A 23,648-nucleotide genomic window follows, 5' to 3' on the forward strand; every position below is an offset into this window, starting at 1 on the left:
TGTCCATCAACGTTCTGTTGACGGTCGTTTGGTGTGCTGGAAGCATGCCACGCACGCAGAGCTTTCTCGCGGTGCACGGTCGTCATCGCGTTCTCGGCGTTGCCAAACGGATTTCGCTCTTACGAAGGTTCTTTCGGATGCCCCAAGGCTTCTACACTCAATGCGTCGTTGTTTTGCTGCGCGAACGCGTGTCGATGCGAAAAATTGCCGCCGCGATCGATGAATTTGAACCGTCGGACCCTCTGCCGGCGACGGCGGATTGGGCCATCGCCGGGCCTTCGTTGGTCATGGACATGGACGAAGACACGCCGGGTCATTTAGCGATCGATTTGGTCGATCATCCTTGGCCTGACGACATGGAATTCGACAACGCGGATTCTCCGGTCCGCCAAGCTTGGTCCAGTGGTTCCTTTGGACCGATCACGTTCCCCAACTCTCTGCAGCGAGCGCTCGAACAATTGTGGGTTTGGGATGACGGGAAAACCGAAGTGCCAACGCACACGCACTTTTTGCGGATCCGCAGCAGCTACGTTTTGAAAAGCGATCAAGACGACGCACCGCTGACGCCCGAAAACTACGAACCCTTTGATGAGTTGGCCTTGATCACGGAAGTCGCCGCCGCGCTCGCCGAAATGCCGCAAGCCATCGCGTACTTCAACCCCGCCGGAGAAACGATTCGGAATTCCGAGGGGTTGAATCAGGTGATTCAGGAATCGGAAGAGAATGATTTCCCGCCGCTGGATCTGTGGGCGAACGTTCGTCTGTACAGCCTCGACGACGGGTTCGCCGCGATGGACACCGTTGGCAATGGGCAGCTTGATTTGCCAGACATTGAAGCGTTGTTCTTCGCCGAGTCGTACGACTTCAACGACGTCGACGAGATGCTTCGTTTGATCACCTGCCATCTGATCGAAAGCGACGAACCGTTTGTCGATGGCGACACGGTGGAGGGGCCTGGCGGGAGGACCTGGGAAATTCATTTCCAGTCCAACAGTATCGCTGATCCGCAACGAGCGGTCCTGCGCTGCACACCGCAAGACGACCACCCGTTGCCGGAACAATTTCAAGCCACATAGCCCGCCGTCACACAGGTTGCCAGTTTGTTGAATGTTCAGGGTCCGGTGGAACCGGACCTACGTGGCGACGGGCACTCGGCAGGTAGGTTGGCTACTCATGGCCGACACCACTCACTCGACGTAGCACAGGCTGCCAGCCTGTTGAATGCTCAATGTCCGGTGGAACCGGACCTACGTGGCGATGGGCACTCGGCAGGTAGGTTGACCACTCTTGGCCGACACTGTCTCACTCTACGTAGCACAGGTTGTCAGCTTGTTGAATGCTCAACGTCCGGTGGAACCGGACCTACGCCAGCAGGTCTCACTCGCCGATGCAGATCAGGTACTCATTGCGTTGATCGCCTTCTTGGTAACCAACGCGATGATAAATTTTGCCATCGCTGATGGTGGGCGTCGAATAGACCGAGTCCCCCAATTTGTTCTTGACCACCAGTTCGAACTTGTCCGGATTCGCCCGAAAGACTGAATATTCGCCGGCTTCGTTGACGGCGAAAATGTGGTCGCCCACCAGGACTGGTGATGCGGTGAAGTCGCCGCCCAGACGAGCTTTCCACTGAGTGTCGCCTGTCTCACATTCGACGCACATGGCAACGCCGGCATCCAACGTCATGTAGAGGAAGCCGTCTTTTTGCAACATGGAAGGGACGTAGACTCGCGTGTTCACCCGCCAAGCCACCTCGCCAGAACCTTCTGCGACCACCGCCGAAATGTGATTGTCCGGGTAACCGCCACTGGAGAACACATGCGTCCCGTCTGTCACGGTCGTGGTCACGCACTCCGTGGTTGCACCTTCGATCTCCCAATTCACGTTTCCGGTAAGCGGATCCAGGCTGGTGACCAAGTCGCATCCGGTCAGAATCAATTGGTCTTTGCCGGCAACAGGCAGAACAACCGGCGAGGCGTAGTTCGGCTCTTTGGGCCGGGCGTGTCGCCAGACGACCTCGCCGGAATCTCGTTTCATCGCGACAACTTGACCGCCTTCTTTGTTGTCGGCCGTCGAAATCACCAAGTCTTCGTGGATTGTCGGAGAGGATCCATACCCTTGGTGGATGCGGTAATCACACAGTCTTTGTTGCCACCGAAGCTTGCCTGACAAGTCAACCGCCGAGGTGTAGACCGCTTTGTCGAAGTAGAAATTGACGAAAACGAGTTGCCCATCGGTGGCTGGCGTACACGAAGCCCAGGACGCCTTGGTGTTCGGTTCGCGTTGATGCGTCGTGTCGTAGGCACCTTCGTGAACGACGCAGTCCCACAGCTTTTCGCCATTGTCGCGTCGGAAACACACCAGCAACAACGACTGACGCGACTTGTCCGCGATCTGCAAGAAAACCTTGTCAGCCAGCAAGATCGGCGAACCATGCCCGCGTCCCGGAATAGCGGTCTTCCAAAGAATGTTGTCCGCCGTTTCCGCTGAATCGTCCCAAGAGAGTGGCGGAAGCGTGTCGGTGGTGGCATGACCCTGCCGTTGTTCACCACGCCACCACGGCCAGTCGGTATCTGAAAATGTTGGTGTCTCTGCCGAAGTGAATTGACACGACATTAACAAACAGACGATTCCCGTCAAAAGCATCTTTCTCATTCCATCATCGCCCTGTTTCACCGTGTTGACAATCATCGTGATAGAACCCGCTCGATTCGCAAATGATTGAATTGAAAAATCTTCTGGTTGCGTGGCGGAACAGTATATCAAGCCACTTCTTCACGCGTGGTAACCAAAGGCTCAGTGCAATTGAAAAGGAAAGCGGCCTGAATCGAAGTCGCATCCAGCCAAGTCTCGCCTGCTTTGTCATCGATTCGGTAGAAGTAAGCGCGATCAAACACGGGTGTGTGCGCCACCCTTCAGCCTCGGGACGCGACCCTCAATCCATGTGCGGCTTCACACCTGTTGATTTTTGAGTGTCGCCTGTCACTCCGCGACAGCGGCGTCGGCAAACGCTGCTTTTGCGGAGCATAAGGCAACACTGCTGAGTGTGATTCAAGAAGGTCACCAGGCCGCTAATTGACCCCGTCCGCATTTCGTCAGCTGTCGCAACTACTGAATCCGTTCGAATCCGGTTGGTGAAACCTGGTATTCCACCGGCGTTCCATCCGGGAGATGGCAGCCAACGAGGTATTGATAGGGTGGCGGGCTTTGTACTATTGCCCCGCTGAGTTTTGATACCCCATTGAAATTCTTGATCATCACGTGGTCGACGATAGAAAGTGAATGGAAATCAACAACGAACAAAACGGCTTTGGCTTCTTCTAAACGAGCTTTGGTTTCCTTCGAAGAAATCGGTTTGGCAGCATCGTATTCCAGCTTTTGGGTATACCAGAGCAACTTGGTCTCTGGCGATTCCGCTAAGTCGATCATCTTGCAATTCAGAGATCCGACCGGTGTCATGCCAAGAAATTTGAAAACGTCGTTTCCGGATTTGGATAAAGCCAATCGACAAAGCATGCTGGTGCCGAGCCGTGAATGAGCCAAGTTCTCATCTCGACTTTCAACCAAGCATTTGTAGGATTCGACGGTTTCGGTTAGCTCAGAAACCTCGGCTTTCAACGTGAGGTTCTCGCGATACGCTCGCACGAAAAAAATGGAGACAATTGAAGAGATCGTTAAAAGGAAAGCTATTAAAAGACGTTTCATAAGCCAGGAAGCCATCAAGAAGGACGCACGTGGTCCATCCATCCTACTGCAAGGGAGAGCAGCGTTACCAATCTTGCTAGCAGAGGTGCGGATGCTACTCGTGAGCACCACACACGGTTTGCATCAAAAAGGCCCGGTTGCGTTTAAAGTGGCAATGGTCAACGGGGGCCGTGCAGCATTCCCGTCCGTGCTTTCGAAGGTGGCTCGCGAGTGAAGAGGGACGCACACATGTGTCTTGCCATTCGATGCAGTGGAAGCGACACCGTGGCGACGGTAGCCAGTGTCGTGGCGGTTGCATCCTTTGGCTTGTGGTCTGATCCGGAGAAACGCTGGGACCGGCTTGCTGAATCCGGTTCAGGACAGCCTGAGCCTCGCGTTTCGTGGATAGACTGATTTCGAATGGCCGTCCTTATCGCGACGTTATCGATTGCGTTCCGGCTGACTCAATCAGCAGCCTGGAACGCGGCCGGTGAGGAAAGGAAGAGTCGTTCACATGCGATTTGTCGCGTCAGGGTTTTGCTTCGTACTTGCGATACAGTTGTTTGTGTTTGTTACTGAGGTCGACCTTGCGGCCTTGGACGTAAGCATCGACCACGCGCGAACCGGTTTCTAGCACATCGCCATCGACCAAGATCAGCGTGGCATCGCGTTCCGCGGCCAATGAACCGACTCGGTCAGCGACCCCAAGGATTTCAGCGGGGGACTGCGTGATGGCACGAACGGCTTCTTCGTGAGGCAAACCGTGAGCCACCGCAACGCCAGCATGATACGGCAAGTTGCGAACGTTGGATGCTCCGCCCGGATACCCGGCACCTTCGCCCGCGATGGCGAAACGCACACCCGCGTCACGCAACTTGGCTGGCAATGAATACAACGCGTCGACCGCATCATGTCGCCGACGAGGCAAACGGTAGGTGGCAATCAAGATCACCGGAATGTCATGAGCGGTCAAACGATCGACGCAGTGCATCGCGTCCGCACCACCGCACAGCACCATTGGAATTTGCCGTGAAGTGAAAAACGAAATCGCGGAATCGATGGCAGCGAAACGATCGGCTTGGACGAACACGGGAAGCTTGCCTTCGATGACCGGAACCAGGCTCTCCAATCGCACATCGGATTGGAAGCCAGCACCGTCGCGGTCTTGCTCCGCATAACGTCGGGCTCGCTCCAGCAACTCATCCAATTCGCGAATTTTGTCGTTGTAGCGTTTGGCGTTTTCTTTGGTATCGCCGCCTCGCGGAACAAGCGAATCCCAGTTAATGCACATGCCTGCGGGACCACTGAGCAGCATGTCTCGCGCGGACCATCCATCCAGTTGCAGCACTCCGGATTGCCCTTGCAGCAAACGACCGCCGGGCACCACGTGAGTCATCAACACGCCGCCGGAACGAGCCACCGGAATCAGCTCGCTGTCCGGGTTGAACGCGACCCACGAACGAACGTTCGGATTCATTTCGCCTCGCTCCACATTGTCGACCGTCACGTCCACCGCCGTGATTTCTCGAAGACCAAGATCGGTGTAGGCATCGATCAATCCGGGATAAACGTGTTGTCCGGAAGCATCAACCAGCATGGCATCGCCGGGAATCGCAACGGAGGCACCCACCGAGACGATTTTGTCTTTGCGGAAAAGCACCGATCCATTCTCGATGACGGAACCATTGCCGACATGCAGCGTGGCATGCTGGATCACGACGGGCTGAGTTTGAGGCTTTCCCGGAATGATGTCGTGAGCGTGAGCCGTCGTTGACAAGTATGATGCGATGGCACATCCGACCAACATGCCATTCAACGTCGACAACCATGAACCAACCAATCGATTCATCGTGGATGTCACCGGAGCGAGAGTGGTAGGAACGTTCATCGGCGTGCCTCCGTCTGTTGAGTTTGAGCGTTTTGTTGGGCGCCTTTGGAGTTGCAGTATTCGTCGTACCGCAACCAGCGTTCTTCTTCCGCGAGTTCAACGTGGCGAGAGGACTTCTGTGAACTCGGTGGTGCGTTGTCGGACTTGGGTTTGCCGTCAAGCAATTCTTGAATCAGCTCGTTCCGCCAAGCTTCATCGCGTTGCTGCAACTCCGCGTTGTCTTCCAATCGGAACATGGGGCGTCCGTCGATCCAGGTTTGTTCACAGCGAGTGGTGGTCGCCATCGGCGGGCCGCTCCAGACCACCAAGTCCGCATCTTTGCCGACTTCGATGGATCCGACGCGATCATCAATGCGAAGTTGCTTCGCGGGGTTCAACGTCACGAACTTCAAGGCTTCCGTCGCGGGGACGCCGCCATACTTGATGGCTTTGCCGGCTTCCGTGTTCAGGTGACGACCGAGTTCCGCATCATCGCTGTTGTAGGAAACGACAATGCCGCGGTTGTGCATCAGCACACCGTTGTAAGGAATCGCGTCGTAAACCTCGAACTTGTAAGCCCACCAATCGGCGAACGAAGACGCCATCGCACCATGTTCGGCCATCCGATCAGCGACCTTGTAACCTTCCAAAATGTGCTGCAGCGTTCCGATCTTGATGCCGAATTCGTCCAGCACGTCGAGCGTCGCCATGATTTCGTCTTGTCGATAGCTATGGCAGTGAATCCAACGGTCGCCGTTTTGGATTTCCATCAGAGCTTCCATTTGCAGGTCGATGCGAGGCGGCAGCGTTTCGCGATTGCCGGAATTCCACCGACGATGTGCCGCCGCATATTCGCGTGCCGCCAAGAACTGATCGCGAAGCAATTGTTCGACGCCCATTCGCGTGTTCGGATAACGCGAGGTGTTTCGTTTGACGTTCTCGCCCAGAGCGAACTTGATGCCGAGCGGTGCGTCTCGAAAACGGAAGTCATCCATGGAGTCGCCCCAGCGAAACTTGACGACTTGGTTTTGTCCGCCGATCGGATTGGCTGACCCGTGAAGGATGTTGGCCGTGGTGACACCGCCTGCTAACTGGCGATAGATCGTGATGTCGGTGTGATCGATGAAGTCACCCACGCGAACTTCGGCGGTGACCACCTGTCCGGATTCGTTGACGCCACCATCGGTCGCGGCGTGAGAATGGCAATCGATCAAACCCGGCGTGATGTGTTTGCCGCTGGCATCGATCACCAAGCATTCGTCACCGGTTGGAATGGTGATGTGATCCTCGACCGCAACGATCTTTCCGTCTTCAACCAGAACGTCCATCGGCGTTTCGGGAACCTTCAAGTTCGCTTCATCGCGACAGGTCCACACCAGAGCACCGCGAAACAGCACGCGGGTGGCGGAGGCGATGGGTTCCGAACGTCCATAGGCACCGAGTGGGCGAACGATCTGCAGCGGAGTCGCCGTTTGCGACGTGTCGGATTCCTGCGTTTCATCAGTGGGTTCGGAGGATTCGCCTTCCTCGTCGCTCGCGTTGTCCTCGTCCGTAGCAGGCTGCGGTGGCGGTTCGCTGGCGTCAGACTCGTCGTCGGAGGTGACTTCGTCGGATTCGTTGTCGGTTGTCTCTGTTTCCGTTTCCAACCAAGTCGTCTCAATTCTGCGAACCGGTTGGCCGATCGCATGGATTTCCATGGTCAGCGGGTATGCCTCGGAAACTTCCGACAACGATTTTGCCGACGAACGAACAACGATTCGGTGTGTGCCGGGCGGAAGGCTCAACGCTTGGCAAAGAGGACTGTCTTCGTCATCGCAGGTCACCTGTCCGGCGAACTGGTCGATTCGCTGAATGATTTTCTGAATCTTCAGTTTGTCGGGTTTGGGTTCGTCTTCTTTCGCGTCCTCCGGTTCTTTCGTGTCCTCGGGCTCCGTGCTTGTGTCTTCCGTGTCGGCATCTTTCTGCTCGGATGATTCGGTTTCGTCACCAGAATCACTGGCCGGCGTGGACGACTCGTTGATTCGTTGCAGTATCTCCGCCGACAGGTTGCCGCCTTTTTGCGTGAGCTTCAGTTCCGCTTCGATTTCGGCTTCGGCGGGCAACAGCAACTTCCAAGACCCAACCAGCGGTTGCACTTTGCTTTCACCGGAATCATGGATGTCAAAGGATTGCCCATCGACGAAGACTTTCCAAATTTTTGTGCCGTCATCAAAAAGGTCGCCCTCCGCAACGATCAGGTTGGCGGACATGCCCGCGGCAATCCGACCGTGAGTGCGTTCCAGTCCCAGCAATCGTGCGGGAGTGGTGGTGACCGACGCGATCGCGTCTCGTTTGGAAAGGCCTCGCTTCACGGCCGTTCGCCATCGGTCGAGGAATTTGCCCACGTCGTCCAAGCGATCGGCGGTCAAGCAAACCGTTGCGCCGCGACGAATCATTTCGCCCGGATTGGTGGGGGCGAATTTCCAATGCATCAAGGTGATCAACTCAGTTTCGCGAGCCGCATCGGGCGTCGAGACATCGGGTGCCTCGGGAAAGTTCAGCGGCAACAGCAGGACGCGGTCAAGATCACAGATCAAATCTGCTTCGCGATACTCTCGTCCGGATCCTCGAAGCATCGCTTTGAGAGAAAACTCTTGAGCGATCTTTTGTGCACGCATTGCCATGCGTTCGTTGGAAGCATCGAACACAAAGGTTGATGATGGAATCGCGGCTTGCAAACGTTGCAGTGTGGCACTTCGGTCAGGACTGGGCAGCGACGGGTTGGCTTCGTGTGCGGCCCTCGCATCGCGGTACCAAATCGCGTCGTAAAGCGATTGGCGAAGCAACGCCACCGCGCCCATTGGTGAATTGGGATAACGTTCGCCAGCATCATTGGGACGAGGAACGCTGAGTGCCGCCGTCATCCATTCCAGCTCACGCAATCGTTGCGGACCGTCGTGGGCGTTGTCCGCATCGTCATCGTTTTCGTTCAGCGACCACACCGACGGTTGGCCGCCAAGAATGCGTCCTTTCGGAGCCAACACGGTGGTGGTGAAGCCTTGCCGTCGGAGTTTGTCAGCATCTGGAATTCGCGAAAGATCTTTGACTTGACGGTTCGTGACGACGTTGGCGTTCCAATAATCATCCGTTGCGTTTGGATTCGTCAGCGAGTCCGCACCGACTTCTTGATACGCGTTGATCCAACCGGCGTAGATGGTTTTGCCGGAGCAATCCAGGACACGACATCCCGGAGGAGGTTGCAACGAATCTCCCACCGCAACGATTCGACCGCGGCGGATCAACACATCGCCCGTGGAGTCATCGGCCTCGGCATCTTCATCCGTTGTCGGACGTTCCGACACAGCGTCTGGTCCGACGATCAATGTGGCATTGGTCAGCAGCAGCGTGTCAGGAGCATTGGATCGCAACCCAACGGTGGGTTGGACGTTGCGAATGTCTTGAGCGGAGGCCAGCGGAATTGTCGCGGCGATCCAAAGAGCAAACGCGAATTGGCCCATCACGGTTGGACCCAGGCAATGAAACGGTCTCAAGGAACTCACTCGACGAAAAAGTGGACAACGATCGTTGAGGGGAAACCAATGGGGAGAGCCTGCTGTGAAATGCAGATTGGTCCTGGGCAGGATAGTCGCTCGGCGGCGGTGACGCGAACCACTCGCTACGAGGACGAGCCTGCCCGCCGAATGGCCCGAGTCAGCAAACGATCAAACGTCGAGGCAAATGCCTTTTTGTCTTTGGGACCGTACGGCGCACTCCCGCCGGTTTCCATTCCGGCACCACGCAGTTCGTCCATGAAGTTCCGCATCGAAAGGCGACTGGCGATGTTCGCGCTGGAGTATTCCTCGCCGCGCGGGTCCACGACCGCCAAACCTTTGTCCACCAACATCCCCGCCAACGGGAGGTCGGCTGTGACCGCGAGTTCCCCCGGTTCGCCGTGACGCACGATGTATCGGTCGGCTTGATCGGCACCGTCGCGCACGACGACGCAGCGAACGGTGGTCGCATTGGCCGGAGTCGTCACCATCGAATTGGCGACCAAAATGGTTTCGATTTGCAAACGATTCGCGGCACGAAAGACCACCTCTTTGACATCACGAGGCGCGGCGTCGGCATCGATCCAAATTTTCATCGTGGCGTTTCTTCCCGCAATACAACACCTTTCCTGCCAAACCGAACTTGGATCCATCTCGAAGCCCGCTTCGCGTCCACAATGGTGTGGCCGTTCGGTTTAAACTAGCCGGTTCCTACCAAGTTTCCCACCTCCTACCACGGCTCCGTCATGATTCACACGCCGGGATTGCGCAGCTTCGAGCCCCCGCATCGGTTGTCCTCTTTGTCATCACGTTTTCAATCGTTCGCTCGCAAGCGTATCCCGTTGAAGGCTCGGCTTCCGTTCAAGGCTCAACGCGACGCGGTGAAAGTTTCGTTGATTGCGTTGACGTTGGTCTGCGGTTTGGTCGCGACCAATACGGTGGCCGCACAAGACGCGAAGAAGAAACGCCCCAACATCGTGTTTGTCTTTTCAGATGACCACGCGTTGCAAGCCATTGGGGCTTACGGATCCAAAATCAATCAAACGCCGAACTTGGATCGTATCGCCAACGAAGGCGCCGTCTTTCACAATTCGTTTTGTGCCAACTCCATCTGTGGGCCATCGCGAGCTTGCATCTTGACGGGCAAGCACAGCCACATCAACGGTTTTCTTCGCAATGGCAATCGCTTCGACGGAACGCAGATGACGTTCCCCAAGCTGTTGCAGGATGTGGGTTATCAAACGGCGTTGATTGGCAAGTGGCACCTGGGTACCGATCCCGTCGGCTTCGATCATTGGGAGATCCTGCCGGGGCAAGGCAACTACTACAACCCAGACTTCATCCAAATGGATGGCAGTCGAAAACGGTACACGGGCTACGTCACTGACATCATCACGAACAACACTTTGGATTGGTTGAAGAACCAACGCGACGCAGATGAACCCTTCGTGCTGATGTGCCAACATAAAGCACCGCACCGGAACTGGTCGCCTCCGCCCCGGCACTTTGATCTCTACAAAGGCGTTGAGATCCCCGAACCCGATTCGCTGTTTGACGATTACTCAGGACGCACCAAGCTTCTGAACGAAAGCGAGATGTCTTTGGAGCGGCATTTCTACTGGGGGCACGACATGAAGTTTCATGGAGAGAGTCTGTTCCCCGAGCACTTCCTGGCGCGTTTGGGCAACGGCGAATACCGCCGGATGAATGACGAGCAAAAGGCCGAATGGGATGCGGCGTACGAACCCGAAAATCAGAAACTGATCGCCGACATGCAAGCCGGCAAGATGTCCAGCAAAGACGTCACGAAATGGAAGTACCAGCGCTACATGAAAGACTACCTGGGGTGTGTCCAAGCGGTCGACGATAGCGTGGGTGAGTTGTTGGCGTACCTGGATGAGTCCGGTTTAGCTGAAAACACCATCGTGATTTACAGCAGCGATCAAGGTTTCTACTTGGGCGAACATGGTTGGTACGACAAACGATGGATGTTCGAGGAATCATTGCGAATGCCGTTCTTGATCCGTTGGCCGGGCGTGATTGACCCCGGTACGCAGAGCACCGCGATGATTCAAAACATCGATTACGCACCAACGTTTTTGGAAATCGCGGGAGCTGAAATCCCAGAGTCGATTCAAGGTCGCAGCATGGTGTCCATGATGCATGATGATTGCCGAGCCTCGACGACTTGGCGCGACGCTATTTACTACGCGTACTACGAAAACGCGGCTGTGCACATGGTGCCGGTCCACGATGGCGTGCGAACGGATCGCTACAAGTTGATGTTCTTCCCACGTGGCCGACAGTGGAACTTGTTCGATCTGGAAAAGGACCCGCAGGAGATGCAGTCGGTGCATGACGATCCGGCGTACGAAGCCATTCTGGCTGGACTGCAGAAACGCTACTACGATCTGCGGGATTTGTATGACGTCAACACGGCGGTGATTCCGGCGACGCGCGGCGATGAGCCTGGTTGGCAGAAACGCAACGCTTCCATGAACAAGTTGGCGAAGACCGCGAAACCGAAGTTGGCGTTCATCGGTGATTCCATCACCCAGGGATGGGAAGGACGTGGCAAACAAGTTTGGGCTGACAACTACGCCCAGTACGACGCGATCAATCTTGGGATCGGCGGTGACCGGACCGAGCACATCATTTGGCGTCTGACGCACGGTAACCTTGGCAAGATCAAGCCTGAGGTCGCCGTGTTGATGATCGGTACCAACAACACCGGCCACTTCATGCAAGACCCAACGCAAATCGCGGACGGTGTCGAGGAAATCTTAGACATTTTGCGTGAGCGTTTGCCGAACACCAAAGTGGTGCTGCAGGCCATTTTGCCGCGTGGGAAATCGGAGTTGGATTTGCAGCGTTTGAACAACATCGCGGTGAATGACCGCATCGCGAATTTTGCCGACGATGAACACGTGGTCTACGTGGATCTGGGGGATCATTTCCTGAACGAGGACGGAACGATCGACCCAGCCATCATGCCCGATTATCTGCACCTGTCCGAACGCGGTTACGAAATCTGGGCAGAAGCCTTGGCCCCCACGCTTGAGTCCCTCGGGCTGTGAGGTCTGAGGTCTGAGGTCTGAGGTCTGAGGTCTGAGGTCTGAGGTCTGAGGTCTGAGGTCTGAGGTCTGAGGTCTGAGGTCTGAGGTCTGAGGTCTGAGGTCTGAGATTGTCGCGGATCGCTCCGCGGTCCGCGCTCGAACACGTTGCAAAAGTCGGCCGCACCCGGCCGACTACCAGAGTAGAACATTTGTCTCAAATGTTCCGCTGAACCAATTGGCATCGCCGCGTCACGTACTCCTCGCATTTTGTAGGTCATGGCCCCGCCTGACGCTTGGTGATCATCCGATTGATTTCGCTTGTCGTTCAATTGGATGACTGGAGACCTCGCTTTGTTGTCACAAAGCATCGGCCGGGGCGTCATGTGAGACATGGCCTACGGCGGTCATTCAACCCACGCGACAATTCGCTTGGATTGAGGTGGCGGTGGAGGCAGCAATCTCGGTACTCTCGGCAGCTCGGACCGCCTCGCCTCTTGGAACTCATTCGCTCATTCAGATGAAGATCGCACTGGCCTTTTCCGGTGGAGGCGTTCGCGCCACGGTGTTTCATCTTGGCGTGCTCGCGCGACTGGCACGCGAAAACCTGCTGGGGAATGTCTCTTCCATCAGCAGCGTCTCCGGCGGATCGTTGGCCGCGGGATTGGTGTTCGCGACCACCGGGCATCGATGGCCGTCCAGTCACGAGTACCTGCACGAAGTCGTGCCGGAAATTTTGCGGCTGCTGACCACTCGAAACTTGCAACGATCGTATGTTTTGAAATCGTTGATGTTTCCGTGGCAAATTCTCAGCGGCCGAGCCTCGGTTTTGGGGGACGAATTGGAACGCCAATGGAACATCCAAGGCGACCTGTCCGATTTGCCGGAGTCACCTCGTTGGTTGATCAATGCGACCTGTTACCAGACCGGCAAGAATTGGCGGTTTGAACGTGACTTGATGGGTGACTATCAAACCAAATACATCGTCGACCCGAAGTTTCGGTTGTCCCATGCGTTGGCAGCCTCCGCGGCGGTTCCTGGGTTGATCGGCCCGTTGATTCTGAAATCCAAACACCATCGTTGGAATGAATTCCGCCATGACGAGTGGAAATCGATTCCGCCCAAATACAAACGTCTGCATCTGTGGGACGGCGGCGTCTATGACAACTTGGGTGTGGAGGCTCTGTTCAAGCCTGGATTGGGGTTGGCTGATGGAAGCGACTTTTTAATCGTGTGCGATGCATCGCGTCCGTTGGCACATGAGACACGTCGGTCACGTTGGCGGCCAGGCTATTTGAAAGCCTCGATGCGGTTGATCGATGTCGCGACGGATCAGGTCCGCAGCCTCCGAGCCAGAATGCTGATCGAATACTTCAAGCAAAACCCTGGCACCGGCGCTTACCTGCGGTTGGGATTGAAGAACAAACGTCCGGGTCCCCAAAGTGAATCGCCGTTGTCATCAAGCGACCCCGCTCTTCAGCGTGCAGGCAAATCTGCCAGCAAGGCTCATTGGAACGAGCAACCATCGCTCACCGATGACGAAGTCAAACGCGTTGCGAAAATCGAGACGACGCTGCGACGTTTGAGTCATCATGAATTCAGCCTGTTGTTTCGCCATGGCTATGAAGTCGCCAATGGCACGTTGGCTCGCTACGGTGGTGAATCACTCGACCAAATCCCGCGTCATCGAGTGCGTTTGCGAGCCGCGTGAATTCGGGGCATCGGATTCACACACTCATCGATGAAGAAACCGTGAACCGCGGGCTTGGGGGTCAGGCAACGAGGCCACAGGTTGCTAGAATTCGGCCCAGCAACGGGGCCAATCTCGTTGTTTTCTTCGTGCCATTCACGCTCACCTGCTCATGACGTCTGGTTCTTCCTCCGGTCCCAACGAACTACGCCGCGATGTGGGATTGTTCGGAGCCATGATGATGGGGCTGGGTTCCATTGTGGGAACCGGAGTGTTCGTCAGCATCGGAATCGCGGCAGGGATCACCGGGCCATCGGTGGTCTTCGCCATCGTGGTGGCGGCTTTGGTCGCGACGTTCAATGGATTGAGCAGCGCTCAATTGGCGGCACAGCATCCGGTCAGCGGCGGCACCTACGAGTATGGCTATCGATGGTTGTCGCCATCGCTGGGATTCGCGGCCGGATGGATGTTCTTGTGTGCAAAATCCGCGTCCGCAGCGACCGCCGCACTGGGGTTTGCCGGCTATGCGTTGCAACTATTCCATGTGGAACGAACGGAATGGATCGTCCCGTTGGCTTTAGGGGCGGTGGTTGTCATTTCGGCGTTGTTGCTCGGTGGGATTCGTCGCTCCAATTGGGCGAACATCGCGATTGTCAGCACGACGTTGATCTCGCTCGCGGCGTTTGTTCTAGCCGGTTTGCCCAGCGTTTTCCGCGAAGGAGCGAGTCAGATGACGCCACTGTTCGCTTCCTCGGAGGCTCCCACTGCGATGCGGCAATTTCTGGAAGCTTGTGCGTTGATGTTCGTCGCTTACACGGGCTATGGTCGAATCGCGACGTTGGGGGAAGAAGTCCACGATCCAAGACGAACGATCCCGCGAGCGATCATCTTGACCTTGGCGGTTTCGTCATTGTTGTACGTCGTTGTCGGTGGAGTCGCGGTAGCGGCGTCGGGCACCGAGTTGTTGAGTGGTGAGGCTTCCCAACAAGCTGCGCCGTTGCAGTTGGTCGCGGATTCGCTGAACGTTCCTTTGGTTGGGACGCTCGTTTCCATTGGAGCCGTCACCGCGATGTTGGGCGTGTTGTTGAATCTGATCCTCGGGCTTTCTCGGGTCGTTTTCGCGATGGGACGGCGAGGCGACTTGCCCTCCGCCGCGGCAAACGTTTCATCGACCAACGCGACACCGAACGTCGCGGTGGTGTTGGTTGGGATTGGCGTTTCCGGATTGACGTTGATCGGAGACGTCAAGACAACATGGTCTTTCAGCGCATTCACCGTGCTGGTGTACTACGCGTTGACAAATCTCTCCGCGACGCGGTTGACGAAAGAGGAGCGGTTGTTTTCTCCGGTCATTCCTTGGTTGGGCCTGCTGTCGTGTCTGGGGCTCGCCTTTTGGGTGCAGCCGGAGATTTGGCTTATCGGGCTGGGGTTGCTGATCATCGGTTGGGCGTTTCAAGCGATGATGCGAAAGCTGAATGCTCGCAACGTTCGGTGACAGAGTTTCTCAGGTTGATGTGGCTCAGGCGGGTGATGTGGCTCAGTCAGGCGATTGCAACTCTTGTCGCAGTGCCGCCATGGTTTCTTGTTGACGTTTTGAAACGAACTGCCGTGCCTGTTCCGTTTTTGCTAAAGCATCCTCGCGAGCGGTGACCAAACTCATGACCGTTGGCACCAAGCGTTCACGATCGGACACCGAGTCCAGGTCAAACAACCAATCGCCCAGCCCGATGTCTTGCCACATGAATCCTTTGGTGGTTTGTTCTTCGAACCGGCAGACGATGGCGGGAACACCGTGGCCGATGCACATGATCGGCGAGTGCATTTCATTGCCAAACAAGCCCGCACTTTGCGTGTAGACGCTGACCGCTTCGCCGGTGAGCCAATAGTTGGGCCGCCACACGACCTTGGGTAAGACGTCGTTCGGCAAGCGATCCATCAGCATTTCTTTGCCAACGGCCATCTGCGTGCGATCTTCCGGACAAACCAAGACCTTGTGGTCCGTTTCGCGAGCGATCCGAACGATGGCCTCTCGCAGCAACACATGATCGTGTTCCTTCATGGCCTCGTTCCGAGTGTGTTTGATTGGATCGAATTTCCGGCCTTTCTTGATGGTCCAGTAGGGCGTGTAACGAAGTCGCGGAATGCAGCAAAGGAACTTTCCTGGTTGCAGTTGATTCGCTTCGAGGAAACGATCGGCCGCGGGTTTGTCTCGCAGGTCACACGCGAAGGCACCGTCGGGACCGAACTCCATGATGGGTGATGACGCACCAAGACGCTTTGCCAAGTCCAGTGACTTGCTGTCGCGGAAGAAGACGAAACGTGCCTGCGACAGCACGTCGACCGAACGAGCCATGGCATCCTCGTCACGGTTGCTCGTCGCCGAGGACTTTTTCATTGGGAACGTGATTCCATAGATGCCGTAAGGTTTGCCGGTCTCTTCGTGCCACCGAACCAAGTCTCGTTCCGCGACGATGGACGCACCGGATCCATGCAGTAGAAAGTCGCATTCTTGGAAGGCTTGTTGAAGTTCTTTTGAACGCGGTTTGGCGATCTTCAGTCGGGGGAATTCGGTTCGCAACAACGCTTCCACTCCGTTGTCCACGTTGGATGGCCACAGCGTGACTTCGGCTTCGGGAAGATGCTCGCGCAGCAAGCTCAGCACGCCAGGGGTGTGAGCGATGTCGCCGATGTTGACGGTCTGCCACGACGATCGAAGCAGAATGCGTTGGGGCGATTCACCCGATGCTGCAAACAAAGAACGCAGAGGGCTCAAGTTTGCCGAGCAGCCGACGGATGCTGCCGCCCCGGCGATCAGGCGACGACGAGAAAGCGAGACGCGAGGTGGGGTGTTGTTGGAAGGCATGAAAAATGGCGGGGAAAGGTGGGGCAGGCTGCCGTAGGAAAGTGGGGCAGGCTGTGTTGCGGGAATGCCAATCGTAGTTGAGTTTTGAGCGTGAAGTCGTGGTCGAGGACCGAAGCCAACGAGAATCGAAGAAAGTTTTGGTTTTTCCTGTCATGATTTCGGGGCACCGGATAAGGAACCCATGAAGGCAAATTTTGGGAGTGAACGTGGACGATTCAACACGCAACGCGACACGACTGTGGACCTCGGCTCAACCGATGGTGGCCGCATTTGTGGCTTCTGTTGTGAGAGACCGGCGCGATCGAGAAGACGTGATGCAAGAAACCGCTTTGGCGGTGCTGAATTCGTTCGAGGCCTATGATTCGTCGCAGCCTTTTCAAGGTTGGGTGATTGGCGTGGCTCGCAACCAGATCGGTTTGTACCTGCGTCGCCGTCGGCGGGACCGATTGGTGTTCAGCGAAGAGACCGTGACAAATCTGCAGTCGGCTTTCGAACAAACACCGGCTCCAGATGAACTGGATCACTTGCCGGGTTGTTTGGAACAGCTACAAGGACGTTCGAAGGAACTGTGTGATCTGAGGTACAAGCACGGATTGAAGCCGGCGGCCATCAGTGATCGTGTTGGCATGTCGGCCAATTCGGTGGCAAAGGCTTTGCAACGCGTTCGCGAACAATTGCGTTCCTGCATCGAAGCGAAGTTTGCATCAGAAGGAGTCACAGGATGAGCGACTCCATGCAAACATTGATTCACGCCTACTTGGATGAATCGCTGACAGCCGAACAGTTCCGCGAACTGCAAACTTGGATCAATGCCGACCCGGCCAACGCGAAACAATTCGCACAGCAGGTCTATCTGGATGAACGATTACACGCCGAGATCAGCTGGCAACAATTCAGCGAAGACGAGAGCAAACCAAACGAATTCACTTCCGTGAAAACCCGACCCGAGTCGGTGTCGCTCTCAACACCCAGCCCAGCGAAACCCGAGCGTCGTTGGGCGTGGATCGCGACGGTCGCGGCGGGATTGCTGTTGGCACTGAGTTGGGCACTTTGGTCAGACGCTCCTTTGCCGAATGGGCGTGACATCGCGGAAAAGGGCGATTCCACTCGACCATTGCTGGTCGAGTCATCGGACGCTGAGATCCAGGACAACGCCGTTGCAACGCTTGCACAAATTCGCGATGCGGTGTGGGAGCCAATCTCCGACTCCGACGGTGACGTTGACCGGCGTGAAGGTGATCGCTTGGGCGTGGAAACACTGCGTCTGCGATCCGGAATCGTTCACTTGGAATTTGACAGCGGTGTCGAAGTCATTTTGGAAGGCCCCGCTTCGTACGACATCCAAACGATGGATGAGACTCGCTTGGCTTACGGTTTGTTGACCGCGACAGTCCCACCGGGAGCAGAAGGATTTCGAGTCGACACACCATCGGCGCAAGTCATCGATTTGGGAACCGCGTTTGGGATTGAACTGGACCGTGATGGATTGTCGAAAGTTTCGGTGTTTGATGGTGAGGTCGAGGTGGTTCCCGAGGGGCAAACCACAAAACGATTGCTGATAGAAGGCGAGAGCATCGAATTGCAGTCCGACGGAAGTATGAACGACATCGCGTTCGAACCACGACGTTTTGAAAGACTTTGGCCGATGGTCAGTGGCATCGTGAAGTCGAGCGGCGCGTTCCGATTCGCCCCGCCTTGGCCGCGACAGGTCAAGCGTTTGCAGAACGACGAACACGTGTTCGTTTTGCCGGAAGGTTACGCGACGCGATTGGTGGCTCCGTGTGCCATCGATTTCTCGGAGCCGGGACTGTACGAAAACGAAAGCCAACTGTCGCCTTCGGAGATTCCAACGGATCAACGAGTCCGATCGTTCTTGCTGGTGTTCAATCCGGTGCCACCCAAATCCACGGATGGTCGTCCACGTCGATTGACGATGCGTGATTTGGAAATGATCGAAGGCAGCATCACGTTCCAACATCCAATCCTGGGTGTGATGGTTCGCGATGAAACTCTGTTTCAATCCGATGGCCGTTTTTCCATGCGAAGCGCGTCCACGGTGCCGTTGCAACAAGGATTGGAATTGAAGCCATCTCGTTTGAGCGATTCCATCACGTTGAGTGACGACCGCCGAACCTTGAAGTTGAAGTTGGCCGGAGTGGGCCGACGGGGCGACCAAGTGCGAGTGATTGTGGATGCAGCGATTCGCCGTCGCCCGTCAAGAAGACCTTCACACCATTAGCCGCCAACCTTCCAGCCGCCGCTCTTCGAACCGCCGATGTTTCAGTCGCGATCTTCTTGATCGTCGTAATCCAAACCAATTGTTGTTTTTCCTTTGTCCTTTTTGTTGTTTTGACCACCGGAGAGAATGATGAAATCCACTCTGTCGACCCCTGATCAAACTGTGTCCCAACCCCAACGCCGCGGATTCCTCGTGAAGCTTGTTGCGGCGGGATTCGCTTTGCCAGTTGTTTCGTCCGTCGCGAATGCACAGAACCCCCGTCGGAAAGGACAGATGGAAGACGGAGCTGAACGTCGTCGCGGAATGGCCGGGCAGATGGATCCATCGAAAATCGCGGCCCGCTTGATCAAAGAACACGACAAAGATGGCGATGGTGCTCTGAACGAGGCTGAGTTGGTTGCTGCGTTGACTGCGATGCGAAACTTGCGTGGTCAAGGCATGCGAGGTCAAGGCATGCGTGGTCAAGGCATGCGTGGTCGGGATGGCAAAGAAGGTGGACCGCAAGGTCGCGGTCGAAACGTGCAAGCGGAAGACAAGGGTGTGACTCCCAAACGCCCCGGTCAATGATCCAGCAATCGAACCGCGGATGAGTTTGCTTGTCCGCGGATCGTTGATTCACCGCCACTCTTCTTCGTCTCTTTTCTTTGCCAGCGGATTGAACCTCATGCCTGCACTTATCAAAAGGTGCCTGACGATTGTCGTGCTCGGTTGTGTTCCTTGGAACGCGGCCGGCGCAGAGGAATCGTCGATCACGCCTGAACAAATGGAGTTCTTCGAGAACAAGATTCGACCGGTGCTGGTGCGTGAATGCTACGAATGCCATTCCGCTGAATCCGGGAAGACTCGCGGCGGCTTGCGGTTGGACACGCGAATTGGGTTGCTGCAGGGTGGCGAGTCAGGGCCGTCGGTTGTTCCTGGGCATCCCGAAGACAGCCCGTTTTGGGATGCGATCACTTACAACGGTTGGGAAATGCCGCCGCGAGGGAAGTTGCCCGACAACGTGTTGGCGGATTTCAAAGTGTGGATTGAGATGGGTATGCCCGATCCTCGCGTCCGCGAAGCCGTGGTCGTTGAATCCACGATGGATGTGGAAGCCGGGCGAGATCATTGGGCGTTTCAATCGCTGAAACAACCGACCGTTCCAGAGGTCAAGGATTCCGGATGGGCAAAGGATGACTTGGATCGTTTCGTGCAATCCAAATTGGAGTCCAACGGTTTGTCGCCCGCGGAAGAGGCTGATGCAGCGACGTTGCTGCGTCGTTTGTCGTTTGACTTGATCGGTTTGCCACCGACCCCGGACGAAGTTCAGCAGTTCCTTGATGCGATGGCCGATGATCGCGAAACCGCGGTTGCTGAAAAAGTGGATGAGTTACTTGATAGCCCGCGGTTTGGCGAACGTTGGGGACGGCACTGGATGGACGTGGCTCGCTATGCCGAGTCATGTGGCAACAGCACAAACAATACCTTCCCACACGCTTGGCGTTATCGCGATTACGTCATTGATTCGTTCAACGATGACACGCCGTACGATCGATTCATCGCGGAACAAGTCGCCGGGGACTTGTTGCCCGCCAAGACGGATCAGCAGTGGCAGGAAAACTTGATCGCCACCGGTTTCTTGGCACTGGGGACCAAAAATCTAATTGAACGCAATCCACGGCAAGTCACCGCTGACATCGTGGACGAACAAATCGACACGGTTTCCAAAGCTTTCTTGGGTTTGACCGTTGCGTGCGCACGATGCCACGATCACAAACTGGATCCCATTCCAACGACGGACTACTACGCCATGGCGGGGATCTTTCTCAGCACGAACACGTATTACGGCACCGCCTCGGGCATTCAAAACCGAAATGCGTCGGACTTGTTGAAGCTGCCGATCGCGAACTCAACATCCGCGGGCCGAACCTATTCCGAATCTGATTTGGAAGACCTGAGAGAACGTCAGGCCAGTTTGCGTTCGCAAATGTTCGATGCGGTTCGTGATCGCGAAAATCCGTCCCAACAGCAAATGGTGATTCGTCTGCGAGCTCAGATGGCGCAGATCCAAGGCGTGCTAGCAGAAGTCAACGACGACGGCACGCCGAAGTCACTGGCGATGGGAGTCCAAGAGGCCAGCGACTTCCGAAACGCACCCGTGTTGGTGCGGGGCGATGTGGAGTCACCCGCACAAGAGGTTCCACGCGGCTTCATCCAAGTCTTGCCGCACAGCGAAGCGTATCAAATCCCCGACGAGAGCAGCGGTCGCATGGAGTTGGCGAAGTGGCTGGCCGACGAGAAAAACCCGTTGACCGCTCGCGTGATGGTGAACCGAATTTGGTTGCACCTGTTTGGCGAAGGCATCGTGTCCACGCCGAATAATTGGGGGCTGACCGGACAAGAACCAACGCATCCTGAATTGCTCGATCACCTTGCGATTCGATTCATGGACAATGGATGGTCGGTCAAGTCCATGATTCGCGACATCGTTCTTTCGCGCACCTATCAAATGAGTTCGCGAATGAATGAGGATCACTACGAGATCGATCCCGAGAACCGGTTGCTGTGGCGAGCCAGTCCGCGGCAATTGGATGCGGAATCGCTTCGCGACGCGATCTTGGCAATCGGCGGATCGTTGGACTTGCAGCGTCCTCTCGGTTCACCCGTCGCACGATTTGGAAACAACCGAGTCGGGCGGACGTTGGACGCCTCGTTGATGGACGGACTGGACGATCATCGTTCGGTGTACTTGCCCATCTTGCGAGACGCGTTGCCGCGATCGCTGTCGTTGTTTGATTTCGCAGATCCCAGCATGAGCAATGCGAAGCGGGATGTTTCGAACGTGCCCACGCAAGCGTTGTACTTGATGAACGATTCGTTTGTCATCGACAACGCGAAACAGCTGGCTCGGCGGTTGATCAACGACAACGGAAATGTTCGCGAAGGCGTGATGCACGCGTTCCTCACGATCTATGGGCGTCCGCCAACACGTGAAGAGATCCAAAGCAGTTTGGAATTCTTCAGCCGCTTTCGTGATACCTCAACACGACGTTTCCGTCGCGGGGCCACGCCTTCGGATTTGGCTTTGACCGCATTTTGTCAGGCGTTGATTGCGTCGGCCGAATTCCGTTCGCTGGACTGAACTGTTTCTCTTCTTTGCTTTTCTCTCTTTCTCTTTCCAAGGTGTCGTGATGACCGATCCCAATGTGAGCTCTCGCCGCGGAGCACTGAAAACCATCAGCAGTGGTTTTGGCTATCTCGCGTTTGCCGCTCTCGCCACGGAGCAAGCACGCGCGAGCAATCCGCTGCAGGTGAAGCCGGCACACTTTGAAGCGAAAGCGAAACGTGTGATCTTTTTGTCGATGCGTGGTGCACCGTCGCACGTCGACACGTTCGACTACAAACCGCAGTTGATCAAAGACACGGGTAAAGTCGGCAAGTATGGCGGTTCCGGACGGTTGCTCGGATCGCCTTGGGAATTTCGTCAGCGTGGCAAAAGCGGGCTTTGGATCTCGGACCTGTTTCCGGAATTGGCATCGCAGTCGGATGAGCTTTGCTTGCTTCGCGGAATGCATTGTGATCAACCCAACCATCCGCAAGCCACCACGCAAACCCACACCGGAAGCTTTCAGTTTCCACGTCCTTCGATGGGCGCGTGGACGTTGTACGGTTTGGGGACCGAGAACGAGAACCTGCCTGGTTTCATCGTTCTCAATCCGACGGCGGGTGACAGTGGGAACTACGCCAGTTCGTTTTTGCCAGCGATCTATCAGGGCACCAAAATGAATCTCGGCGGCCGCGGTCGAGGACGTGGAGGCTTTGCCCAAAACATGATGCAAGCGGCCGATGAACGGCGGCGGGCGATGCAAAGAGGGATGGAAGGTGGCATGCGCCGCGGTCGTGGGATGCGTGATGCGATGGTGGGCGAACGGATGGGGATGCAGGGAAGACCCATGGCACAAATGTTTCGCGACCGAATGGGGGCTCGCGAAGACAGTGCGATTCCCAACTTGACCAACGACATGTTGGGGCCGGAACAGCAACGCATTCAACTGGATCTCATTCAAAGTTTGAACAAGAACAAACTCGATCGCGATGGGCACCAGCCTCAGGTGGAGGGCATGATCGAATCGTTTGAGTTGGCTTACCGAATGCAGTCGGAAATGCCCGAAGCGGTGGATCTGTCCGACGAAAGCGACGAGACATTGCGACTGTACGGCATCGATGGTTCATCAACGGATGATTTCGGTCGTCAGTGTTTGATGGCTCGGCGTTTGGCGGAGCGAGGAGTCCGCTTCATCGAATGCATCAGTCCCGGTTGGGACCATCATCGCAATTTGCGCGATGAGATGGAGGATCATTGTTCGCAAATCGATCGACCGATCGCGGGGTTGCTTCAAGACTTGAAACAACGTGGCTTGCTGGAAGAAACGTTGGTCATCTGGGCGGGTGAGTTTGGTCGCACCCCACACGCGCAGAACGGCGACGGTCGCGACCACAACAACAAAGGCTACACAACGTGGATGGCTGGTGGCGGCGTTCGAGGTGGGTTCAGTTACGGTGCCACGGACGAACATGGTTATGAAGCAGTGGACGGCAAATGCCACATTCATGATTGGCACGCCACCATCCTGCATTTACTCGGTCTGGACCACGAGCGGCTGACCTATCGTTACGCGGGCCGTGATTTCCGTTTGACCGATGTTCACGGAAGTGTGATCAAAGACATCGTCGGATAGTGTC

The 23,648-nt window shown here is 56.0% G+C and carries 16 protein-coding genes; 10 read left to right on the plus strand and 6 right to left on the minus strand.

From position 1 onward, the window contains the following. Nucleotides 1-44: 44 nt before the first annotated feature. The gene (locus LOC70_RS05970; protein ID WP_230252508.1) at nt 45-1,076 is read left to right on the plus strand and encodes a DUF4261 domain-containing protein; all 1,032 of its coding nucleotides are present in this window, start codon (nt 45-47) and stop codon (nt 1,074-1,076) included. A 301-nt stretch (nt 1,077-1,377) separates the two neighbouring features. On the opposite strand, the gene LOC70_RS05975 is transcribed toward LOC70_RS05970, so the two are convergent. After that, complete coding sequence (locus LOC70_RS05975) at nt 1,378-2,655, minus strand: outer membrane protein assembly factor BamB family protein (RefSeq protein WP_230252509.1); 1,278 nt, start codon at nt 2,653-2,655, stop codon at nt 1,378-1,380. Nucleotides 2,656-2,717: 62 nt separating this feature from the next. Here LOC70_RS05975 and LOC70_RS05980 point away from each other — a divergent pair, with 62 nt between their 5' ends. Next, nucleotides 2,718-2,972 carry a hypothetical protein gene (locus tag LOC70_RS05980; protein ID WP_230252510.1) on the plus strand — a complete coding sequence of 85 codons (255 nt, stop codon included), beginning with the start codon at nt 2,718-2,720 and terminating at the stop codon, nt 2,970-2,972. Between the two features lie 136 nt (nt 2,973-3,108). On the opposite strand, the gene LOC70_RS05985 is transcribed toward LOC70_RS05980, so the two are convergent. The 4 genes from LOC70_RS05985 to LOC70_RS06000 form a co-directional block, all read right to left on the minus strand. Continuing rightward, nucleotides 3,109-3,813, minus strand: a complete 705-nt coding sequence (locus LOC70_RS05985; protein ID WP_230252511.1) for a hypothetical protein — start codon at nt 3,811-3,813, stop codon at nt 3,109-3,111. A gap of 400 nt (nt 3,814-4,213) precedes the next feature. Further along, nucleotides 4,214-5,572, minus strand: coding sequence for an amidohydrolase family protein (locus LOC70_RS05990; RefSeq protein ID WP_230252513.1), 1,359 nt, complete (start codon nt 5,570-5,572; stop codon nt 4,214-4,216). Then, a complete protein-coding gene (locus LOC70_RS05995) occupies nt 5,569-9,048 on the minus strand; it encodes an amidohydrolase family protein (RefSeq protein WP_390889002.1) in 3,480 nt (1,159 codons plus the stop codon). Before LOC70_RS05995 ends, LOC70_RS05990 begins: the two co-directional genes overlap by 4 nt. 158 nt (nt 9,049-9,206) lie before the next feature. Then, nucleotides 9,207-9,677: a YaiI/YqxD family protein gene (locus LOC70_RS06000; protein WP_230252517.1), complete on the minus strand. Its 471-nt coding sequence runs from the start codon at nt 9,675-9,677 to the stop codon at nt 9,207-9,209. A 297-nt stretch (nt 9,678-9,974) separates the two neighbouring features. On the opposite strand from LOC70_RS06000, the gene LOC70_RS06005 reads away from it, so the two are divergent. The 3 genes from LOC70_RS06005 (at nt 9,975) to LOC70_RS06015 (ending at nt 15,319) form a co-directional block, all read left to right on the plus strand. After that, nucleotides 9,975-12,158 (plus strand): sulfatase/phosphatase domain-containing protein, encoded by a 2,184-nt coding sequence (locus LOC70_RS06005; protein ID WP_390889003.1) that lies wholly within the window; start codon nt 9,975-9,977, stop codon nt 12,156-12,158. Nucleotides 12,159-12,654: 496 nt separating this feature from the next. Then, nucleotides 12,655-13,845, plus strand: a complete 1,191-nt coding sequence (locus LOC70_RS06010; protein WP_230252520.1) for a patatin-like phospholipase family protein — start codon at nt 12,655-12,657, stop codon at nt 13,843-13,845. A gap of 151 nt (nt 13,846-13,996) precedes the next feature. Continuing rightward, nucleotides 13,997-15,319: an APC family permease gene (locus tag LOC70_RS06015; RefSeq protein ID WP_230252521.1), complete on the plus strand. Its 1,323-nt coding sequence runs from the start codon at nt 13,997-13,999 to the stop codon at nt 15,317-15,319. Nucleotides 15,320-15,361: 42 nt separating this feature from the next. On the opposite strand, the gene LOC70_RS06020 is transcribed toward LOC70_RS06015, so the two are convergent. Next, nucleotides 15,362-16,687: a polysaccharide pyruvyl transferase family protein gene (locus LOC70_RS06020; protein ID WP_230252522.1), complete on the minus strand. Its 1,326-nt coding sequence runs from the start codon at nt 16,685-16,687 to the stop codon at nt 15,362-15,364. Nucleotides 16,688-16,893: 206 nt separating this feature from the next. Between LOC70_RS06020 and LOC70_RS06025 the strand changes: the two genes are divergently transcribed. From LOC70_RS06025 to LOC70_RS06045, 5 genes are all read left to right on the plus strand, one after another. Then, nucleotides 16,894-17,412, plus strand: a complete 519-nt coding sequence (locus LOC70_RS06025; protein ID WP_230252523.1) for a sigma-70 family RNA polymerase sigma factor — start codon at nt 16,894-16,896, stop codon at nt 17,410-17,412. Beyond that, nucleotides 17,409-18,926 (plus strand): FecR domain-containing protein, encoded by a 1,518-nt coding sequence (locus LOC70_RS06030; RefSeq protein WP_230252524.1) that lies wholly within the window; start codon nt 17,409-17,411, stop codon nt 18,924-18,926. Before LOC70_RS06025 ends, LOC70_RS06030 begins: the two co-directional genes overlap by 4 nt. A gap of 273 nt (nt 18,927-19,199) precedes the next feature. Then, entirely contained in the window at nt 19,200-19,493 is a 294-nt protein-coding gene (locus LOC70_RS06035; RefSeq protein ID WP_230252525.1) for an EF-hand domain-containing protein, read from the plus strand. A gap of 97 nt (nt 19,494-19,590) precedes the next feature. Beyond that, nucleotides 19,591-22,047 (plus strand): PSD1 and planctomycete cytochrome C domain-containing protein, encoded by a 2,457-nt coding sequence (locus LOC70_RS06040; protein WP_449314293.1) that lies wholly within the window; start codon nt 19,591-19,593, stop codon nt 22,045-22,047. Nucleotides 22,048-22,096: 49 nt separating this feature from the next. Beyond that, nucleotides 22,097-23,644 carry a DUF1501 domain-containing protein gene (locus tag LOC70_RS06045; protein WP_230252526.1) on the plus strand — a complete coding sequence of 516 codons (1,548 nt, stop codon included), beginning with the start codon at nt 22,097-22,099 and terminating at the stop codon, nt 23,642-23,644. Nucleotides 23,645-23,648 lie beyond the last annotated feature (4 nt).

The sequence above is a fragment of the Rhodopirellula halodulae genome, assembly GCF_020966775.1.
Classification (GTDB): domain Bacteria; phylum Planctomycetota; class Planctomycetia; order Pirellulales; family Pirellulaceae; genus Rhodopirellula; species Rhodopirellula halodulae.